This window comes from Afipia sp. GW822-FHT03D08 (assembly GCF_058801645.1).
Genome location: NZ_JBXANK010000001.1, coordinates 2,169,788 through 2,188,431, shown reverse-complemented (window position 1 = coordinate 2,188,431; position 18,644 = coordinate 2,169,788). Strand labels below are relative to the sequence as shown.

Below are 18,644 nucleotides of genomic sequence, written 5' to 3'. Positions count from 1 at the left end.
GTCACTCCGCCGCTGCGCGTTCGGTGGCGCTGTGCGCCAGGAAGCGTTCCGCTTCCAGCGCCGCCATACAGCCGAGGCCCGCAGCCGTCACGGCCTGGCGATAGGTTTCATCCGCGACGTCGCCCGCGGCGAAGACGCCGGGCACCGAGGTCGCCGTGGAATGCGGTGCGATCTCGATATAGCCGGAGGGCTTCAGTTTGAGCTGGCCGGCGACGAGCTCGGTCGCCGGCGCATGGCCGATGGCGACGAAGACGCCGTCGGCGGCGTGTTCGGTCACCGCGCCGCTCTTGATGTTTTTCAGGACGACGTGGGTCACCTTGGAGGGATTGTCCTGGCCGCGGATATCCGCGACTTCGCTGTCCCAGATCACCTTGATCTTCGGGTGCTTGAACAGGCGGTCCTGCAGAATGCGCTCCGCGCGCAGGCTGTTGCGGCGGTGAACCAGCGTGACCTGCGAGGCGAAGTTGGTCAGGAACAGCGCTTCCTCGACGGCGGTGTTGCCCCCGCCGACCACGAACACTTCCTTGTTGCGGTAGAAGAAGCCGTCGCAGGTGGCGCAGGCCGAGACGCCGAAGCCCTTGAACTTCTCCTCGAAAGGCAGTCCGAGCCAGCGCGCCTGCGCGCCGGTGGCGAGGATCACCGTGTCAGCCAGATAGACGTCGCCGCTGTCGGTGGAAATGCGGAACGGACGCTGGCCCAGTTCGAGCTTGTTGACATGGTCGGTGACGATCTTGGTGCCGACATGCGCCGCCTGCTTCTCCATCTGCTCCATCAGCCAGGGGCCCTGGATGACGTCGGCAAATCCCGGATAGTTCTCGACGTCGGTGGTGATGGTGAGCTGGCCGCCGGGCTGAATGCCCTGGATCAGCACGGGCTCGAGCATGGCGCGTGCGGCGTAAATCGCGGCGGTGTAACCCGCCGGTCCCGAACCGATGATGACAACCTTGGCATGAATAGGAGCGGCCATAGCCCGACCCTTAGGAGTTTGTTGCATGGATTGATCAGCGAAGAGGCGAGAAATGCCCGCAAAGGCATCGCTGGGGCGTTAAAAGTATCAGTTCCGAATGTAGGCCATCCTGCGAGCTATGCAAGATATGCAACCCCTATCATGAAATTTTCCCCAGCTAGCCATGAGATAGCATATGGCGCGAAATAAAATTGCGCGAAGCCGTGCCGCTGGCTAGAACAGTTTTGCAAAAGGCCGGAAATATCCGGTCGCCAGGGGATTAGGTGTCCGTGTCAAAGAGCCTCGACGAAATCGACCTGAAAATACTCAATGAGATTCAGGCTGATGGCCGAATCACCAATGTCGAACTGGCCAAGCGGGTGGGCATTTCGCCGCCGCCCTGTCTGCGCCGGGTCCGCACCCTGGAGGAGGAGGGCTATATCCGCGGTTACCGCGGGCTGCTGGACCCGCCTTCCCTCGGTTTCGACGTCACGGTGTTCGCCTCGGTGCATCTGTCCAGCCAGGCCGACGCGGACCTGCGCGCGTTCGAGGAATTTGTCCGCCACGAGCCGCTGGTACGCGAATGCTGGATGCTATCGGGCGAGATCGATTTCATCCTGAAATGCGTCGCGCCGGACATGGCGACCTTCCAGAACTTCGTCTCGCATCTCACCGCCGCGCCCCATGTGCGCAACGTGCGAACCTCGCTGGTGCTGCACAACTCCAAGAACGCGCCGGATGTCCCGCTCGAACTGAAAGTTCCGCACAACTGAAGCGCCCCGGCAGAGTGCGCGTTTCGGCATGGTGCCTCATCAGCGCGGAGGCATTCTCCCGCGCAGCGCGAGTCTCTAAAAGCTGAGGGCCGGGCGCTACCCCGGCAATTGCGTAATGGGGCTGACGTGACTTTATTTCAGATCGTTGTGCTGGCGGTGGCGGGATTCGCCGCCGGCACCGTCAATGCTGTCGCCGGTGGCGGCACGTTCATTACCTTTGCAGCGCTCGTCGCCTGCGGACTGCCGACGCTCGATGCCAACGCCACCAGCGCAGTTGCTTTGACCCCCAGCAACCTGACCAGCGTCGCGGCCTATCGCTCCGAAGTCCGCAGCTATTTCCGCGAGATGATTCCGTTCGCGATCATCGGATTGATTGGTGGAGGCGCAGGTGCGCTTTTGCTGATCTGGATCGGCGATGGCGGTTTCCGTCCGCTGGTGCCGTGGCTGCTGTTGCTGGCCACCTTGCTGTTCGCGTTCAGCAACCAGATCCGGACCTTTGTCGAACCCTGGTCGCGCGGACAGCATGCGGGCGCACGGATCGCAGCCTACGGGCTGATGATGGTGGTCGCGATCTATGGCGGATTCTTCGGAGCCGGCACCGGCATCATGATGCTCGCGGCATTGGCCATCCTCGAAAGCGGCAATTTTCACAAGGCCAACGCGACCAAACTTGTTGTCGCATTTCTGATTCAGATCATGTCGGCGGCGCTGCTGATCGCCGGCGGTCTTGTACACTGGCCGCAGGCGCTGGTGACGATCGCCGCGTCCGCCGTCGGCGGATATTACGGCGTCACGCTCGCGCGCCGGGTGCCGGAAAAGATAATCCGCGCCGCGGTGATGGCCGTCGGCGCGGTTTTGACTGTCGTGTTCTTTCTCAGGACATGACCGGAGTCATGTTCTGACGGTTTGAGAGATCAGGCCTTGCCGCGCGAGGCGTCGACGCTCCATGGGCCTGCACCAGCGCTCGCCAGATAGAGACAGACGAAGCAGAACAGGATCGCCGCGGTGCCACCGTTGTTCAGCGGATGCCAGACCGGCGCGCCGCTCTTGAACATGTGACCGAGGAAATACGCGAACGCCATTTGGCCTGAGAGAATGAAGGCGGTCAGTCGTGTAAACAATCCGACGATCAACAGCGCGCCAAGGATGAGTTCGATCGTGCCGGCAGCGACGATCAACGGCGGGATGTTGGCGAAGTAAGGCAGCACTGGAAACTTGAAGATCTTGGCCACGCCGTACTGAAACAGCAGCAGGCCGGTGATGATGCGCAGCACACTGAGAAGCTGCGGCTGGTACGGCGCGAGAAATCTGAAGTCCATGGAAATCCCCCTGTTTAATTCCACACACTTTGTTATCGCGCCGTCCGGCCAAGTGAAAGACGGTCCACGCCCGACTCAATGACGATTTCGTGGGCCGATCCGGAATAATTCGCAAAGCGCAGTGTTGCGCGTGTGCCCTGGTTTCCGGCTGGAAACCGCTACTTCTTCTCCGGCTCGCTCTGCGGAATGTCCGTGCCAACGCAGCGGATCGCCTTGGGCTGACAGGCAAACCCGATGTTGGAGCAGGTCGGCCCTTTGCCGTCGGCGCCGCGCGTACAGTTCACGCAGTCGTCGGTCCAGCGCATGCAGTTCGGCTGGTTGACGTAGACCGACAGTTCTTTCGGTTTGCCGGGCGGCGGGATCTCGATCTCGGCGGCATGCGCGCCGGTTGCGGCAGTCAGCGCAACGGCCAGCATCAGCATTGTCGGGCGGAAGCGCTGCATCGCGTGTCTCATTGCTGCCAACACCTCAACCTTACAGCAAAACAAAAGCAAATGGCCGGGGTGTCCCGGCCATTTTCGTTGAATAGCGTTGCTGCAAACAGGCAGATTACTTCCAGTCCACCTTGGTGATCTCGTAAGCCTTGGCGCCGCCCGGTGCGACGACTTCGACCGACGCGCCCTTCTTCTTGCCGATCAGCGCGCGCGCGAGCGGCGAGGTGATCGAGATGCGGCCCTTCTTGGCGTCCGCTTCGGGTTCGCCGACGATCTGCCAGACCGCCTTCTTCTCGGTGTCCTCGTCGATCAAGGTGACGGTCGCGCCGAACTTGATGGTGTCGCCGGAGAGCTTCGATACGTCGATGATGTCGGCGCGCGCGAGCTTGTCCTCGATCTCCGCGATGCGGCCCTCGTTATGCGATTGCGCTTCCTTCGCGGCGTGATACTCGGCGTTTTCCGACAGGTCGCCGTGCGAACGCGCTTCGGCGATCTGCTCGACGATGCGCGGGCGATCCACCGACTGGCGCTGCTTCAGTTCAACTTCCAGTGCGGCGTAGCCGCTCTGGGTCATCGGTACCTTTTCAACCATTTCGTCGTCGTCCTTCAGTTTCGCGGGCGGCGCTGCCGTGGCCGCGAAACGTTTCGATGTGATCCCGTTGGCAACCGGCCGCTGGGGGACAAAAGGAACATCGCCGCGGCGGGCGGTTCCCGCCGCAAGTCCCACTTTATACTATGCCGGCCAAGCTAAGCGGCTAACAATTCAGAGATCGGGAAAGTAACCTTGCAGGGTACGGACCTCGAGGTCCCCGCCCAGATAGGCGCGGATGCCCTGCGCGGCCGCCAGTGCACCTGAAAGAGTGGTGTAATATGGCACTTTATGCAAGAGGGCAGCGCGTCGCAACGAGCGGCTGTCAGCCAGCGCCTGTGGCCCCTCGGTGGTATTGAAAACGAGTTGCACCTCGCCGTTGGTAATTGCGTCAACAATGTGCGGGCGGCCTTCCAGCACCTTGTTGATCTTTTCCGCCGGTACTCCGTTCTCCACCAGGAAACGCTGGGTGCCCGAGGTGGCGATCACCTTGAAGCCGAGCGAACTCAGCAGTTTCACCGCGTCGAGGATGCGCGCCTTGTCGGTTTCGCGCACCGACACGAACACGGTTCCCTTGCGCGGCACGCGTGTGCCGCCCCCGAGCTGGCTCTTGGCGAAGGCGACGGCGAAGGAGCGATCGATGCCCATGACCTCGCCGGTCGATTTCATTTCCGGTCCGAGCACGGTGTCGACGCCGGGGAAGCGCGCGAACGGGAACACGGATTCCTTGACGCCGACATGGTCGAGCTTGCGCGGCTTCAGCTTGAAATCGGCGAGCTTCTCGCCGGCCATGATGCGGGCGGCGATCTTGGCGACCGGAATGCCGACCACCTTGGCGACGAACGGAACGGTGCGCGATGCGCGCGGATTGACCTCTAGCACGTAGATCTCGCCGTCCTTGATGGCGTACTGCACGTTCATCAGGCCGACGACATCGAGGCCGAGCGCGAGTTCGCGGGTCTGGCGTTCGAGTTCGGCGATCACCGCAGGCTCGAGCGAATGCGGCGGCAGCGAGCAGGCCGAGTCGCCGGAGTGAATGCCGGCTTCCTCGATGTGCTCCATGATGCCGACGACGAAGGTGTCCTTGCCGTCGCACAGGCAGTCGACATCGACTTCGGTCGCGTCGGACAGATAGCGGTCGAACAGCAGCGGGTTCTTGCCGAGCACCGTGTTGATCTGGCCGGTCTTGTCGTTGGGATACCGTGCCTTGACGTCGGCGGGCACCAGCTCGGGCAGGGTGCCGAGCAGGTAATCACCGAGCTGGAACTCTTCGCGGATGATCTGCATGGCGCGGCCGCCGAGCACATAGGACGGACGCACGACCAGCGGCAGACCGAGATCAGCGGCCACGAGGCGCGCCTGCTCGACCGAATAGGCGATGCCGTTCTTGGGCTGCTTCAGGCGCAGCTTGTCGAGCACGCGCTTGAAACGGTCGCGGTCTTCGGCAAGGTCGATGGCGTCGGGCGAGGTGCCGAGGATCGGCACCTCGGCGGCTTGCAGCGCATGCGCGAGCTTCAGCGGGGTCTGGCCGCCGAACTGCACGATGACGCCGTGGAGCTTGCCGTTGCTGCGCTCGGTGTCGATGATCTCCAGCACGTCCTCGGCGGTCAGCGGCTCGAAGTAGAGCCGGTCCGCGGTGTCGTAGTCGGTCGACACGGTTTCCGGATTGCAGTTGACCATGATGGTCTCATAGCCGGCGTCATGCAGCGCGAAGCAGGCGTGGCAGCAGCAATAGTCGAACTCGATGCCCTGGCCGATCCGGTTCGGACCGCCGCCGAGGATGATGACCTTGTTCTTGTCCGACGGGGCGCTTTCGTCCGCGGCCTTGCCGGCGAACGGGGCTTCATAGGTCGAATACATGTAGGCGGTCGGCGAGGCGAATTCGGCGGCGCAGGTGTCGATGCGCTTGAACACCGGACGCACGTTCATGGCCCGCCGCAGTGACTTCACTTCGGCCTCGGTCTTGCCGGCCAGCACCGCCAGGCGCGCGTCGGAGAAGCCCATCGCCTTCAGCGTGCGCATGCCATGGGCGTTGCCGGGCAGGCCGTGCTTCTTGACCTTGTCTTCCATCTCCACGATGCCGCGCATTTCGGCGAGGAACCACGGGTCGATCTTGCACGAGGCGAAGATCTCTTCATTGGTCCAGCCGAGCCGCATCGCCTGCGCGACCTGCAACAGCCGGTCGGGCGTCGGCGTGCCGAGCGCAGCGCGCACCGCATTCTTGTCGTCGCTCTGGCCGAGGCCTTCGATTTCGATTTCGTCGAGGCCGGTGAGACCGGTTTCCAGTCCGCGTAGCGCCTTCTGCATGCTCTCCTGGAAGGTACGGCCGATCGCCATCACTTCGCCGACCGACTTCATCGAGGTGGTCAGGGTGGTGGAGGCGCCGGGGAATTTCTCGAACGCGAAGCGCGGAATCTTGGTGACCACGTAATCGATGGTCGGCTCGAACGACGCCGGCGTCGCGCCGCCGGTGATGTCGTTGGCGATTTCGTCCAGCGTATAGCCGACTGCGAGCTTGGCCGCGACTTTCGCAATCGGAAAGCCGGTGGCCTTCGAGGCCAGCGCAGACGAGCGCGACACGCGCGGATTCATTTCAATGACGACCATGCGGCCGTCCGCCGGATTGACGCCGAACTGCACGTTCGATCCGCCGGTCTCGACGCCGATCTCGCGCAGCACCGCCAGCGAGGCGTCGCGCATGATCTGGTATTCCTTGTCGGTCAGCGTCAGGGCAGGGGCGACGGTGATCGAGTCGCCGGTGTGCACGCCCATCGGATCGAGATTCTCGATCGAGCAGACGATGATGCAGTTGTCCTTCTTGTCGCGGACAACTTCCATCTCGTACTCTTTCCAGCCGAGCACCGACTCCTCGATCAGCACTTCGTTGGTCGGCGAGGCGTCGAGGCCGCGCTCGATGATGTCGAGAAATTCCTCGCGGTTGTAGGCGATACCGCCGCCGGTGCCGCCCATGGTGAAGGACGGACGGATGATCGCGGGCAGGCCGATTTCGGACAGCGCCATCATGGCCTGGCCGAGCGCGTATTCCTGATAGCGCTTGCGGCGGTCGCCTTCATGCAGCACCCACTGGCGCTCATGTTCTGCCAGCGCCTCGCCGGAGAGCTTTTCCTTCTGGGCGAGATACTCGTCGCGATACTGCTTCTTCAGCGCCGAGGCATTGGCGAGCCGCGACTTCGGCGTCTCGAGGCCGATCTTGGTCATCGCCTCGCGGAACAGCTGGCGGTCTTCGGCCTTGTCGATGGCGTCGGCGGTGGCGCCGATCATCTCCACGTCGAATTTCTCCAGCGTGCCCTGACGGCGCAGCGACAGCGCGCAGTTCAGCGCGGTCTGGCCGCCCATGGTCGGCAGCAGCGCGAAGCCGCCGGGAAGGACATGGCGTTCCTTCTCGATGATCTTGGCGACGATTTCCGGCGTGATCGGCTCGATATAGGTCGCATCCGCCAGTTCCGGGTCCGTCATGATGGTGGCCGGATTGGAATTGACCAGGACGATCCGGTAGCCCTCTTCGCGGAGCGTCTTGACCGCCTGGGTGCCGGAATAATCGAATTCGCAGGCCTGGCCGATCACGATGGGGCCAGCGCCGATGATGAGGATCGTCGAGATGTCGGTTCTTTTAGGCATTAAGTCTCACGGGCAGGAAGCCGAGCAGGAATTTGGGCATAAAAAAAGGGCGCGCGTTCGCGCGTCCTTTGAACCCGGCGCTTGGGGGGCCATGCGCGCGGGGGTGTCTTTAGACCAGATTCCCGAGCGGTGAAAGGCTTTTAAGGCCGCAATTAACCGGCATTTTTATGCAGTTTCGGGCTTTTTGCTCGCCATGTCCGGCGCCGTCGCCACGAAGGTCATGCGGGCCGGGTTGTAGCCGACATTGGTTTTGGCCCGCGAAGGCGAAAAACCCGCGGCCTTCAGCTTCGCCATCATCTCCGTTTCGCCGTAGCGTTGCAGCCCGATGCTCTGGCGCAACTGCCAGTAATCCGACAGCGCCGTGCGCGCGAGGCCCCACAGCGCATCGGTCAGGAAGCCGTTTTTGGCGGCAAGTTTAAGCAGCGCGATCACGTCGGTGGCGGCGCCGACCTCCGGCCGCAGGATGTCGCCGAGCACGAGCTTGCCGCCCGGCTTCAGGATGCGGCGCATCAGGCCGAAGGCGCGGTCGAGTTCGGCCGGCGTCATGTACTGCGCGACCGAAATCATCACCGCGAGATCGACAGAACCGTTCGGCAATTGCTGGAGGTCGTCGAGGGAGCGGACCTCGATTTTCGGGTTCGGGCCGAAGCGGGCGGTGAGCCGCCCGCGCACACCGGGCGCGGGCTCGGCAAGAATAAGTTTCTGACAGGCGGCGGCGACCTGCGCGGCGGACAGCGCCTCGCCGCAGGAATAATCGAGCACGACGGCGTCGGGCGAGGGCACATACGCGAGAATATCACTGGCGATGACGCGAAAATGCACGTCGCGGTGCAGCTTGCTGACATAAATCGTATGCGTTGAATCGTAATAGTCGATCCAGTCGTCCATCGGCCTGTCCGGATTGGCATGGATCCTGAAAGCGGGAAGCCGGTTTTCAGGAATCATGCATCAAAATGAGATGTTCCCATGCGGGAACTGGCGGGTACAGGGAGGCGTTAGAAGGTCTGGCGATCCCTGTCCATCGCCCGATCTGTATCTCCTAGCAGGAAGGCCCCGCCGTGAGCAAAACCAGGACCAGCGTTTCCCCCGATCTCGATACGCCCACCGACCTCGACACCGCAGACGTGGCCAAGGTGTCTGCCGCCCTCAACACGCTTCTGGCCGATGCCTTCGCGCTCTATCTGAAGACCAAGAACTTCCACTGGCACATCAGCGGGCGGCATTTCCGCGACTATCACCTGCTGCTGGACGAACAGTCCGATCAGATTTTCGCGACCACCGATGTGCTGGCGGAGCGTGTCCGCAAGATCGGCGGCAGTACCATCCGCTCCATCGGCAACATCGCCAAGCTGCAGACCATCAAGGACAATGACGAGAAGTTCGTGCCGCCGCGCGAGATGCTGCGCGAACTCATGAACGACAACAAGAAGGTCGCCGCCGCGATGCGCAAGGCGCACAAGATCTGCGACGACGCCGAGGATGTGGCCTCCGCCAGCATTCTCGAGAACTTCATCGACGAAACCGAACGGCGCACCTGGTTCCTGTTCGAGGCCAGCCGTCAGGAAGGCGGCAACGAAGCCTGATTTCCAAAAACGTCGCGCTCTGGAAAAACGCCCGCCTCGCAGCGGGCGTTTTGTTTCATTCCGATCTGTCTTCGGCCCATGCTAATAAGGTGTCCCGCTTTCGCGGGGCGGGGTGGAGACGTTTCTTGCACGCATTCGAATGGCTGATCGGCCTGTTGATGGGCGCCATGCTGCTGTCGGGCCTGGCGCGGCGTCTTGGGGTGCCTTACCCGACCTTTCTGGCGCTCGGCGGCATCGCGATTGCGTTCCTGCCCAGTTCACCCAACTGGACGCTTGAGCCGGATCTGGCGCTGGCGCTGTTCGTCGCGCCGGTGCTGCTCGATGCGGCGTTCGACACGTCCACCCGCGATCTGCGGGACAACTGGCTTCCGGTCGCCATGCTGGTGGTGGCTGCGGTCGGTGTCACCACCGTGGCTGTCGCCGTCGTGGTGCGCTGGTTCGTGCCGGAGATGCCGTGGGCCGCGGCGGTCGCGCTCGGCGCCATCGTTGCGCCGCCGGACGCCGCCGCCGCGACGGCGATCCTGCGCAGTGTCCGGCTGCCTTACCGCATCCAGAAGATTCTGGAGGGCGAAAGCCTGCTCAACGATGCCAGCGCGCTGCTGATCTATCGTATCGCCGTCGGCGCAGCGATGGCGTCATCATTGAGTCTGGAGAGCATCGCCCCGGCGCTCACGCTGTCGCTGATCGGCAGTGTCGTCGCCGGCTATGTGCTGGCGCGGGTGGTGATGCCGCTGCTGACGCGGATCTCCGACGTGCCAACCGCGATCATCATGCAGTTCGCGACAACGTTTGTCGTCTGGATCATCGCCGAGAAGCTGCAACTGTCGGCCATTCTGACCATCGTGGTCTATGCCATCGTCATCTCACGCAGCGTGCCGATGCTCACCTCGGCGCGAATGCGCGTGCCGTCCTATGCGGTGTGGGAAACGGTCGTCTTTCTTCTCAATGTGATGGCGTTCGTGCTGATCGGAATGCAGTTGCGGCCGATCTGGAGCGGGCTGGGCGACGGGTCGGTCCGCCAGCAGTACTGCATCGTCGCCGGCATCGTGCTGGTGACCGTGATCGTGGTGCGGATTGTCTGGATGATGTGTTACATCACCGTCGTGCGCGCGAAGCTCCTGCGCTACGGCTACAACCCGAAGCGGAAATCCGACGTTCCATCGGTCAAGAGCAGCCTGTTGATCTCGTGGTGCGGGATGCGCGGTATTGTCACGCTCGCGGCTGCCTTCGCCCTGCCGGTGGGCTTTCCCTATCGCGATCTGATCCTGCTCACCGCCTTCGGGGTGGTGCTGGGCACGCTCGTCATTCAGGGGCTGACGCTGCGGCCGCTGATCGACTGGTTTGCGCTGGATGACGGCGATCCGGTCGGTCAGGAGATCGGCTGGGCGCGCCGCGCGGCCTTGCATGCAGCGCTGGAAGCGATCGACGGCAACACCTCGCCAGAGGCGGAACTGCTGCGGCTTGAATACCGCCAGTTGCTCGATCAGGCCGAAAGCAATCCGGATGGTCTGATGTCGAGCGAACTGCCTGCCGATCCTTTGCGGTTGCAGGCGATCGATGCCGCGCGACGTGTGCTGTTCGAAATGCGCGATTCCGGTGAAATCGGCGATGACGCGTTTCACCGGCTGGAAGAGGAGTTCGACTGGGCCGAACTCAGCGCGGCAAAGCCGTAAGGCGAAGCGGGCTTGCGAACTAAGCCCGCTTCTTCTCGCGCATCAGGTCGGCGAACCGCTTGAACAGATAGTGCGAGTCGCGCGGGCCGGGTGACGCCTCGGGGTGGTACTGCACCGAGAACACCGGCTTGTCGTCCAGAGCGATGCCGCAGTTCGAGTCGTCGAACAGCGAGATATGCGTCTGCGTGACGTTCGTTGGCAGCGTGGTCTTGTCCACCGCGAAGCCGTGGTTCATCGACGTGATCTCGACCTTGCCGGTGGTGAGGTCCTTCACTGGATGATTGGCGCCGTGATGGCCCTGATGCATCTTCATGGTCTTGCCGCCGACGGCGAGGCCGAGCATCTGGTGGCCGAGGCAAATGCCGAAGGTCGGCGTTCCGGACTCGATCACCTTCTTGATGACAGGCACGGCGTATTCGCCGGTCGCCGCCGGATCGCCGGGGCCGTTCGACAGGAACACGCCGTCCGGCTTCATCGCCAGAATGTCTTCGGCGGAGGTCTTCGCGGTGACGACCGTGACCTTGCAGCCTTCGCCCGCCAGCAGACGCAGGATGTTGCGCTTGATGCCGTAGTCTATGGCGACGACATTGAATTCCGGCTTGTCCTGCTTGCCGAAACCATTGTTCCACTCCCACGGCGTTTCGTCCCAGTTGAAGCGCTGGGTGCTGGTCACCATCGGCACGAGGTCCATGCCCTCGAGGCCGGGCCATTCGCGCGCTTCTTCCTTGAGGCCGTGCAGATCGAACTTGCCGTCCTTGTTGTGGGCGATCACGGCGTTGGGCATGCCCTTGCTGCGGATCAGCGCGGTCAGCGCGCGCGTGTCGATGCCCGACAGGCCGATGATGCCGCGCGCCTTCAGCCATGCATCGAGATGCTTGGCGGCGCGATAGTTCGACGGATCGGTGATGCCCGCGCGCAGGATCACGCCGCGTGCGCCCGGCGTTGCCGCCATGTTCACCGTTTCGATGTCTTCATCGTTGGTGCCGACATTCCCGATATGCGGAAATGTGAAGGTGATGAGCTGCCCGGCGTAGGACGGATCGGTGAGGATTTCCTCATAACCGGTCATCGCCGTATTGAAGCAGACTTCGCCGACGGCCTGGCCTTCCGCACCGAGGCCGAAGCCTTCCAGCACGGTGCCATCGGCGAGCACGAGGAGCGCGGTCGGTTTGAGGTCCGGCCAGGCTGAGGAGTTATCTGATGTGGTCATAAGCCCATCACATAACCCCTGTGCCGCGGCGCGTCAAAGGCGGAACAGGTATATTTCATCAGGTTTTTTGGCGTTTTCTGGAAAAATTGACAGGTGTCAAGAGAACCCTAATCTGCGCCTCCACGCGGTCACCCGGCGACACGATGTACCGCGGTAAGGCAGGAGACATACTTTATGAGTTCAACGGGCACCGCGCCGGAATTGCATCACCTTCATTCGGGCGGAACGATCGGGAATCTGATCGTCAATGCGGTGGGCCGGTATGCCGACCAGCCTGCCATTGCCGACGGCAAGGTGCGGTGGACCTACCGCGAACTCGGCGACACCATCGGCCGGTTCATCAGCCTGTTTCGCTCGCTCGGCCTCAAGAAGGGCAGTGCGCTCTCCATTCTGGCCAGCAACCGCGCCGAATCCTGGGCTGCGATCTGCGCAGCGCTGGTGATGGGCGTGCGCTACACGCCGCTGCACCCGATGGCGGCGGAGGACGACCACGCCTTCATCATCGAGGATGCCGAAATCGATCTTCTGATCGTGGAGGGTGCGAAGTTCGGCCCGCGCGGCATGGCGATCAAGAGCCGGGTGCCGTCGCTCAAGAATCTCTACTCGATCGGGCCGATGGACGGCGTGCGCGACATCATGCCGGACCTCGCCACCGTGAAAGCCGCGCCGCTGGTCGATGAAAGCTCGTCCCACGAGATCGCGTTTCTCGCCTACACCGGCGGCACCACCGGCCGCTCCAAGGGCGTGATGCTGCCGCACCGCGCGCTGGTGACCATGACGCTGCTGCTCTATTCGGACTGGGACTGGCCCGAGCAGATCCGCTTCCTCGCCGCGACCCCGATCAGCCACGCCGCCGGTGTCACGCTGTTTCCGGTGATGATGCGCGGCGGCCTGATGCGCCTCGTGCAGGGCTTCGAGCCCGAAATCTATGCGGGCGTTGTCGCGGCGGAGAAGATCAACTCGACCTTCCTGGTGCCGACGCTGATCTATGCGCTGATCGACAACGAAGACCTGCGCAAGCGTCACGATATGTCATCGCTGGAGATGATCGTCTATGGCGCCGCGCCGATGTCGCCGGATCGCCTGCTGGAGGGCATGAAGATTTTCGGCAAGGTGTTCGTGCAGCTTTACGGCCAGACCGAAGCGCCGCAATGCATCACCTCGATGCGCAAGATCGACCATGACGAGACCAAGCCGCAGCGGCTCGGCTCCTGCGGCCGCGCCAGCCCGTTCGTGGACGTCAAGCTGTTCGATGCGGAGATGCGCGAGGTCGGCGTCAACGAGCCCGGCGAAATCTGCGTGCGCGGTCCGCTGGTGATGGACGGTTACTGGAAACGTCCCGATGCGAATGCCGAAACCCTGAAAGGCGGCTGGCTGCACACCGGCGACGTCGCGGTGAAGGACGAGGAGGGCTACTTCTATATCGTCGACCGCACCAAGGACATGATCATCTCCGGCGGCTTCAACATCTATCCGCGCGAGGTCGAGGATGCGCTGATGTCGCATCCCTCGGTGGCGTCCGCCGCCGTGATCGGCATCCCCGACGACAAGTGGGGCGAGGCAGTGAAGGGCTTCGTGGTGCTGAAAGCCGGCGCCAACAGCGGCGTCGCCGAGTTGCAGGCCCATGTGAAAGACAAGCGCGGCGCGCCATGGTCGCCGAAGACCATCGATTTCGTCGAGGTCATTCCCGTGACCGGTCTTGGCAAGATCGACCGCAAGGCGCTGCGTGCGCCGTACTGGGAAGGCCGCAAGCGCGGCGTGGCGTAGTGGAGAGGATTCGGCCTCGCGATATGTGAGACATACTCAGGCTGTCATGCGCGGGCTTGACCCGCGCATCCATCCTAGGAAAAGCTCTTCAAGTGATGGATTGCCGGGTCAAGCCCGGCAATGACGGAACAGGAAGGTTCGCATGCTCAATTCGCTTCCCGTCGTGCTGGTGCCCGGTCTTGGATGTTCGCCGCGGATTTACGATCCGCAGATTCCGTCGCTGTGGCGGCAAGGTCCGGTGGTCATCGCCAACCATGCCCGCGGCGGCGACATGGCGACAATCGCGCGGCGCATCCTTGCCGAGGCGCCGCTGCGCTTTTCGCTCGCGGGCCATTCGATGGGCGGCTACATCATCTTTGAAATGTTCCGGCAGGCTCCGGAGCGCATTTCACGGCTGGCCTTCCTGAACACATCGGCGCGGCCCGAAATGCCGGAGCTCACCGAGAAGCGGCGGGCGATGATCAACGAAGTGAAGCAGGGCGGCTATCGTGCCGTGATGGATCGCCTGTTTGCGAACTTCGTGCATCCCGCGCTGGCGCGCGACGAGCACCTGCACCGCATCGTCCTCGACATGGCGGACGATGTCGGTCCCGATGCCTTCGTCTGGCAGCTCGAGGCGATCTCGGGGCGCATCGACTCCCGTCCAACGCTGGCGACGATCAAGTGCCCGACGCTGGTGCTGACCAGCGACACCGACAACATGATGCCGCCCGATGCGTCGAGCGAGATCGCGAACGGCATTCCGGGTGCGAAGCTGGTCACCATCCAGGATTGCGGTCATCTGACGCAACTCGAGAAGCCGCAGGCGGTGACGGATGCGCTGCTCGACTGGCTGGAGATGTGACGGCGTTGGTTGTGCGGGCTGGCAAAACGCCCTAAATGAACGGCAATCCGATTTGCCGCGAGGGAGAGACCGATGCTGCGCGATGCCATCAACAACGCCGTCAAGGACGCCATGAAGGCGAAGGACGAGCGCAAGCTCTCGACGCTGCGCATGATCAACTCGACGCTGAAGAACTCGGACATCGAGGCGCGCGGGCAGGGCAAGCCGCCGCTCAGCGACGAGGACATTCTCGGCGTGCTGCAAAAGATGATCAAGCAGCGCCAGGAATCGGTCGAGCTTTACGACAAGGGCGGCCGCGCCGAACTCGCGGCGCAGGAGCGCGAGGAGATCGCGGTGATCTCCGCCTATCTGCCCAAGCAGATGTCGGACGACGAGGTGAAGGCCGCGATTGCCGCCATCGTGACCGAGACCGGCGCCGCCAGCATGAAGGACATGGGCAAGGTGATCGCCGCGCTCAAGGCGAAGTACGCCGGCCAGATGGATTTCGGCAAGGCCAGCGGCCTCGTGAAGGCCGCGCTGGCGGGTTGATTGCTTTTCTTCACCTCTCCCCGTTTGCGGGGAGAGGTCGCGAGCCTTCAGGCGAGCGGGTGAGGGCTGGCTCAGCGATTGCCCCTCACCCGAAGACCTCGCTACGCTCGTTCTTCGACCTCTCCCCGTAAACGGGGAGAGGTAAAAAAGACGGTGGACCATCCGCCGCGGAGGAAATGTCCGCCATGCTCCCTCAAGCTGACACCTACGACGATCTCTACAACAACTTCCGCTGGGACATTCCGGCGCGCTTCAACATCGCGACCGCGTGTTGCGACCGCTATGCGGATGGCTCCGGCAGGCTGGCGCTGATCTATGTGGATGAGGACGGCGGCACGCAGAAGCTGTCGTTCGACGAGATCAGCGCGCTGTCGAAAAGCTTTGCCAATGTCCTGAAGGCCGATGGCCTCAGGCGCGGCGATCGCGTCGCGGTGTTCCTGTCGCAGTCGGTGGAATTGCCGATCGCGCATCTCGCCGCGTTCCGCTCCGGCATGATCTCCGTTCCGCTGTTCACCCTGTTCGGCGAGGACGCACTGGAATATCGCCTGTCCAACAGCGGGGCGCGGGCGGTCATCACCGACGAGGGCGGCTGGGAGAAGCTGTCGAAGATCCGCGAGCGCCTGCCTCACCTGCAGGACATCTATGTCACCAGCGGCGCGGTCCATGCCGGTGCGAAATCGTTCTGGCAGTCGATCGAGGATGCGTCCGAGGATTTCCAGACCGTTGATACCAGCCCCGACGATCCGGCGATCATCATTTATACGTCAGGCACGACCGGAAATCCGAAGGGCGCGCTGCACGCCCATCGCGTGCTGCTCGGCCATCTGCCGAATGTCGAGATGGCGCACGACTTCTTTCCCAAGCCCGGCGACCTGATGTGGACGCCGGCGGACTGGGCCTGGATTGGCGGATTGTTCGATGCGCTGTTCCCGGCGTGGTATCACGGCGTGCCGATGCTCGGCTATCGCGCGAAAAAATTCGAGCCGCAGGCAGCGATGCAACTGATGGCCGATCACGGCGTGCGCAATGTGTTCCTGCCGCCCACCGCACTGAAGCTGATGCGTCAGGCCGACGTCAAACATAGTGGCGTGAAGCTGCGCAGCATCTTCTCCGGCGGCGAGTCGCTCGGCGCCGAACTGATCGAGTGGGTGCGCGCCACCTTCGGCGTCGATGTGCACGAGATCTACGGCCAGACCGAATGCAATCTGGTCCTTGCCAACAATTCCCATCTGTTTCCGATCAAGCCAGGCTCGATGGGCAAGCCGACGCCGGGATTCGATGTGCGCATTGTCAATGAGCATGGCGAGGAATTGCCGCGCAATCAACGCGGCATTGTCGGGGTGCGCGCGCCCAATCCGGTGACCATGATCGAATACTGGAAGAACCCGGAGGCCACTGCGAAGAAATATGCGAACGGTTTCCTCCTCACCGGCGATCTCGGCGTGCAGGATGATGACGGTTACTTCTGGTACGTCAGCCGCGAGGACGACGTCATCACCAGCGCGGGCTATCGCATCGGTCCCGCCGAGATCGAGCATACCCTGATGAAGCATCCGGCGGTGGCGATGTCCGCGGTGGTCGGGATTCCCGATCCGATCCGCACCGAAGCGATCAAGGCGTGGATCGTACTGCGTCCGGGATTCACCGCGAGCGACGCGCTGGCGAAGGACATTCAGGATTTCGTCAAGGTGCAACTCGCCGCCCACGAATATCCGCGCCACATCCAGTTCGCGGACACCTTGCCGATGACGGCCACCGGCAAGGTGCTACGGCGGGAATTGCGGACGCTGGGGTAGTCGCTTTTTCACCTCTCCCCGTTCTACGGGGAGAGGTCGGATTGCGGAGCAATCCGGGTGAGGGGTTTTTTATTTGTTTGGTGCGGGATTTGCCCCTCACCCCAACCCTCTCCCCGCAAGAGCGGGGCGAGGGAGTTACATCCCCGGCACTTTCACGCCGAGCCGCTTCAGCGCCTCCAGCATTCGCTTCGGCGGCTCCATCTTGATCGACAGCGGCTTGCCGGTTTCCAGCACGCTCTTGAGGCTGGAGAGAATGGCAGGCCAGCCCGCGCGTCCGCCGGACAGAATGTCCTCATCGATCTCGCGCTCGTTCGCCTCGGTCATGGTCAACCGCACCGACTCTCCTGATTGTTCGATCTCGTAGGTCACCAGTGTTTCGCCGAGCGCCTCGATCAGGCCGGGCCAGTTGACGTTGAAGGTGATGACCAGCTTGCGCGGCGGGTCGTAGGCGACCACTTCGCCGCTGATGTGGACCGATCCGTCCGGCGCGCGAAGCACGAACGCGCCGCCCACTCTGTCCTCGACCTCGACGCCGAAGCCCGAGAAATAGTCCCGGCTGTATTCGGCGGACGTCAGCGCTTCCCACACCTTCTCGGGCGTCGAGGCGATGTAGATCGTGTAAACCAGCGAGGGTTTGAATTTGCCGATGTCCATCACGCGCTCTCCGCGCTGCGCGGCATTTCGAAATCAAGCGGCTTGCCGGTCTCAAGAATGCTCTTGAGGCTGCAGAGGACCAGCGGCCAGCCTTCGGAAATGCTCGGCAATGTTTTGCTGTCCTCGGCGAAATCCTCGTGGGTCACGGTGAGCTTGACCGCGCCGTTGCTTGGCTCAAGCACGAACGTCACGCGGGAAGGGTGCTCCTTGATCATCTCCGCGTCGAAAACCGACAGCCAGCTATAGGACAGCCGGCGCGGCGGATCGGATTCGAGCACGAAGCCCTCGTTCACCACCTTGCCGAACCTGTCCATGTGCATGCGGGAGCCGACCTTCCAGTCGGAATGCAGGCTACAGCCGAACCAGTAGCTCTCGGTGAATGCCGTATTAGTCAGGGCATGCCAGAGTTTCTCCGGCGTGGTCTTGATGAAGGTCACATAGACGAATTCGGGTTTACGCATCACGCTTCTCCAGTTGACGTTTGAGTTCGCTGAGCGCGGCGAGTTTGCTGCGCTCGAATTTCCTGATCCATCGTTCTCCGATCTCGTGGATCGGAACGGGATTGAGGTAGTGCAGTTTCTCGCGGCCGTGCCTGAGCGTGGTCACGAGATTGGCGTCTTCGAGTATCCCGAGATGCTTGGTCACGGCCTGCCGCGTCATGGCGAGACCATCGCAAAGCTCCAGCAATGTCTGCCCGTTGCGGACGTGAAGCCGGTCCAGCAGTGAGCGCCGCGATGCATCCGCCAGTGCCTTGAAGACCTCGTCCATGGTCAGAATAATAGGCAACCAAATGGTTGCCTGTCAAGCGTCGCCCGAAATCATTTGCGGTGGAATTGAACCGGTTGCATTTGCGCAGCGTCTGATCCTTTGATGCGGTCTCTCGCATCGG

The 18,644-nt window shown here is 62.7% G+C and carries 18 protein-coding genes; 8 read left to right on the top strand and 10 right to left on the bottom strand.

Annotation, left to right across the window (positions count from 1 at the left end):
* Position 1: 1 nt before the first annotated feature.
* The gene (gene trxB, locus AC1RM7_RS10820) at positions 2 to 967 is read right to left on the bottom strand and encodes a thioredoxin-disulfide reductase (RefSeq protein ID WP_024574329.1); all 966 of its coding nucleotides are present in this window, start codon (positions 965 to 967) and stop codon (positions 2 to 4) included.
* A gap of 269 nt (positions 968 to 1,236) precedes the next feature.
* On the opposite strand from trxB, the gene AC1RM7_RS10815 reads away from it, so the two are divergent.
* Both AC1RM7_RS10815 and AC1RM7_RS10810 read left to right on the top strand, forming a co-directional pair.
* On the top strand, positions 1,237 to 1,719 hold the full coding sequence (locus AC1RM7_RS10815) for an Lrp/AsnC family transcriptional regulator (RefSeq protein WP_024919922.1): 483 nt from the start codon (positions 1,237 to 1,239) through the stop codon (positions 1,717 to 1,719).
* Positions 1,720 to 1,845: 126 nt separating this feature from the next.
* A complete protein-coding gene (locus tag AC1RM7_RS10810; protein WP_024919923.1) occupies positions 1,846 to 2,604 on the top strand; it encodes a sulfite exporter TauE/SafE family protein in 759 nt (252 codons plus the stop codon).
* A 29-nt stretch (positions 2,605 to 2,633) separates the two neighbouring features.
* On the opposite strand, the gene AC1RM7_RS10805 is transcribed toward AC1RM7_RS10810, so the two are convergent.
* The 5 genes from AC1RM7_RS10805 to AC1RM7_RS10785 form a co-directional block, all read right to left on the bottom strand.
* Positions 2,634 to 3,038, bottom strand: coding sequence for a DoxX family protein (locus AC1RM7_RS10805; RefSeq protein ID WP_006022118.1), 405 nt, complete (start codon positions 3,036 to 3,038; stop codon positions 2,634 to 2,636).
* Between the two features lie 158 nt (positions 3,039 to 3,196).
* Positions 3,197 to 3,481 carry a hypothetical protein gene (locus AC1RM7_RS10800; protein ID WP_024919924.1) on the bottom strand — a complete coding sequence of 95 codons (285 nt, stop codon included), beginning with the start codon at positions 3,479 to 3,481 and terminating at the stop codon, positions 3,197 to 3,199.
* A gap of 106 nt (positions 3,482 to 3,587) precedes the next feature.
* Positions 3,588 to 4,064, bottom strand: a complete 477-nt coding sequence (gene greA, locus AC1RM7_RS10795) for a transcription elongation factor GreA (RefSeq protein ID WP_006022116.1) — start codon at positions 4,062 to 4,064, stop codon at positions 3,588 to 3,590.
* Between the two features lie 171 nt (positions 4,065 to 4,235).
* A complete protein-coding gene (carB, locus tag AC1RM7_RS10790) occupies positions 4,236 to 7,700 on the bottom strand; it encodes a carbamoyl-phosphate synthase large subunit (RefSeq protein ID WP_024919925.1) in 3,465 nt (1,154 codons plus the stop codon).
* A 165-nt stretch (positions 7,701 to 7,865) separates the two neighbouring features.
* Positions 7,866 to 8,588, bottom strand: coding sequence for a class I SAM-dependent methyltransferase (locus tag AC1RM7_RS10785; protein WP_024919926.1), 723 nt, complete (start codon positions 8,586 to 8,588; stop codon positions 7,866 to 7,868).
* A 170-nt stretch (positions 8,589 to 8,758) separates the two neighbouring features.
* Between AC1RM7_RS10785 and AC1RM7_RS10780 the strand changes: the two genes are divergently transcribed.
* Positions 8,759 to 9,283 (top strand): Dps family protein, encoded by a 525-nt coding sequence (locus AC1RM7_RS10780; protein ID WP_024919927.1) that lies wholly within the window; start codon positions 8,759 to 8,761, stop codon positions 9,281 to 9,283.
* Positions 9,284 to 9,408: 125 nt separating this feature from the next.
* Positions 9,409 to 10,956, top strand: a complete 1,548-nt coding sequence (locus tag AC1RM7_RS10775; protein ID WP_024919928.1) for a cation:proton antiporter — start codon at positions 9,409 to 9,411, stop codon at positions 10,954 to 10,956.
* 19 nt (positions 10,957 to 10,975) lie between these two features.
* Here the strand turns inward: AC1RM7_RS10775 and carA are convergent, their stop codons facing one another.
* Positions 10,976 to 12,166 (bottom strand): glutamine-hydrolyzing carbamoyl-phosphate synthase small subunit, encoded by a 1,191-nt coding sequence (carA, locus tag AC1RM7_RS10770; protein ID WP_006022111.1) that lies wholly within the window; start codon positions 12,164 to 12,166, stop codon positions 10,976 to 10,978.
* Between the two features lie 174 nt (positions 12,167 to 12,340).
* On the opposite strand from carA, the gene AC1RM7_RS10765 reads away from it, so the two are divergent.
* From AC1RM7_RS10765 to AC1RM7_RS10750, 4 genes are all read left to right on the top strand, one after another.
* A complete protein-coding gene (locus AC1RM7_RS10765; protein WP_024919929.1) occupies positions 12,341 to 13,933 on the top strand; it encodes an AMP-binding protein in 1,593 nt (530 codons plus the stop codon).
* Between the two features lie 142 nt (positions 13,934 to 14,075).
* Positions 14,076 to 14,777, top strand: coding sequence for an alpha/beta fold hydrolase (locus AC1RM7_RS10760; RefSeq protein WP_006022109.1), 702 nt, complete (start codon positions 14,076 to 14,078; stop codon positions 14,775 to 14,777).
* Between the two features lie 72 nt (positions 14,778 to 14,849).
* Positions 14,850 to 15,305 carry a GatB/YqeY domain-containing protein gene (locus AC1RM7_RS10755; RefSeq protein WP_006022108.1) on the top strand — a complete coding sequence of 152 codons (456 nt, stop codon included), beginning with the start codon at positions 14,850 to 14,852 and terminating at the stop codon, positions 15,303 to 15,305.
* A gap of 185 nt (positions 15,306 to 15,490) precedes the next feature.
* Entirely contained in the window at positions 15,491 to 17,101 is a 1,611-nt protein-coding gene (locus tag AC1RM7_RS10750) for an acyl-CoA synthetase (RefSeq protein WP_024919930.1), read from the top strand.
* A gap of 135 nt (positions 17,102 to 17,236) precedes the next feature.
* Here the strand turns inward: AC1RM7_RS10750 and AC1RM7_RS10745 are convergent, their stop codons facing one another.
* From AC1RM7_RS10745 to AC1RM7_RS10735, 3 genes are read right to left on the bottom strand one after another with little or no spacing between them, the layout of a single operon-like run.
* Positions 17,237 to 17,755 (bottom strand): SRPBCC family protein, encoded by a 519-nt coding sequence (locus AC1RM7_RS10745; protein WP_024919931.1) that lies wholly within the window; start codon positions 17,753 to 17,755, stop codon positions 17,237 to 17,239.
* On the bottom strand, positions 17,755 to 18,216 hold the full coding sequence (locus AC1RM7_RS10740) for an SRPBCC family protein (RefSeq protein ID WP_024919932.1): 462 nt from the start codon (positions 18,214 to 18,216) through the stop codon (positions 17,755 to 17,757). The genes AC1RM7_RS10745 and AC1RM7_RS10740 overlap by 1 nt, the downstream gene beginning before the upstream one ends.
* Complete coding sequence (locus AC1RM7_RS10735; protein ID WP_024919933.1) at positions 18,209 to 18,523, bottom strand: ArsR/SmtB family transcription factor; 315 nt, start codon at positions 18,521 to 18,523, stop codon at positions 18,209 to 18,211. Before AC1RM7_RS10735 ends, AC1RM7_RS10740 begins: the two co-directional genes overlap by 8 nt.
* Positions 18,524 to 18,644: the final 121 nt, after the last annotated feature.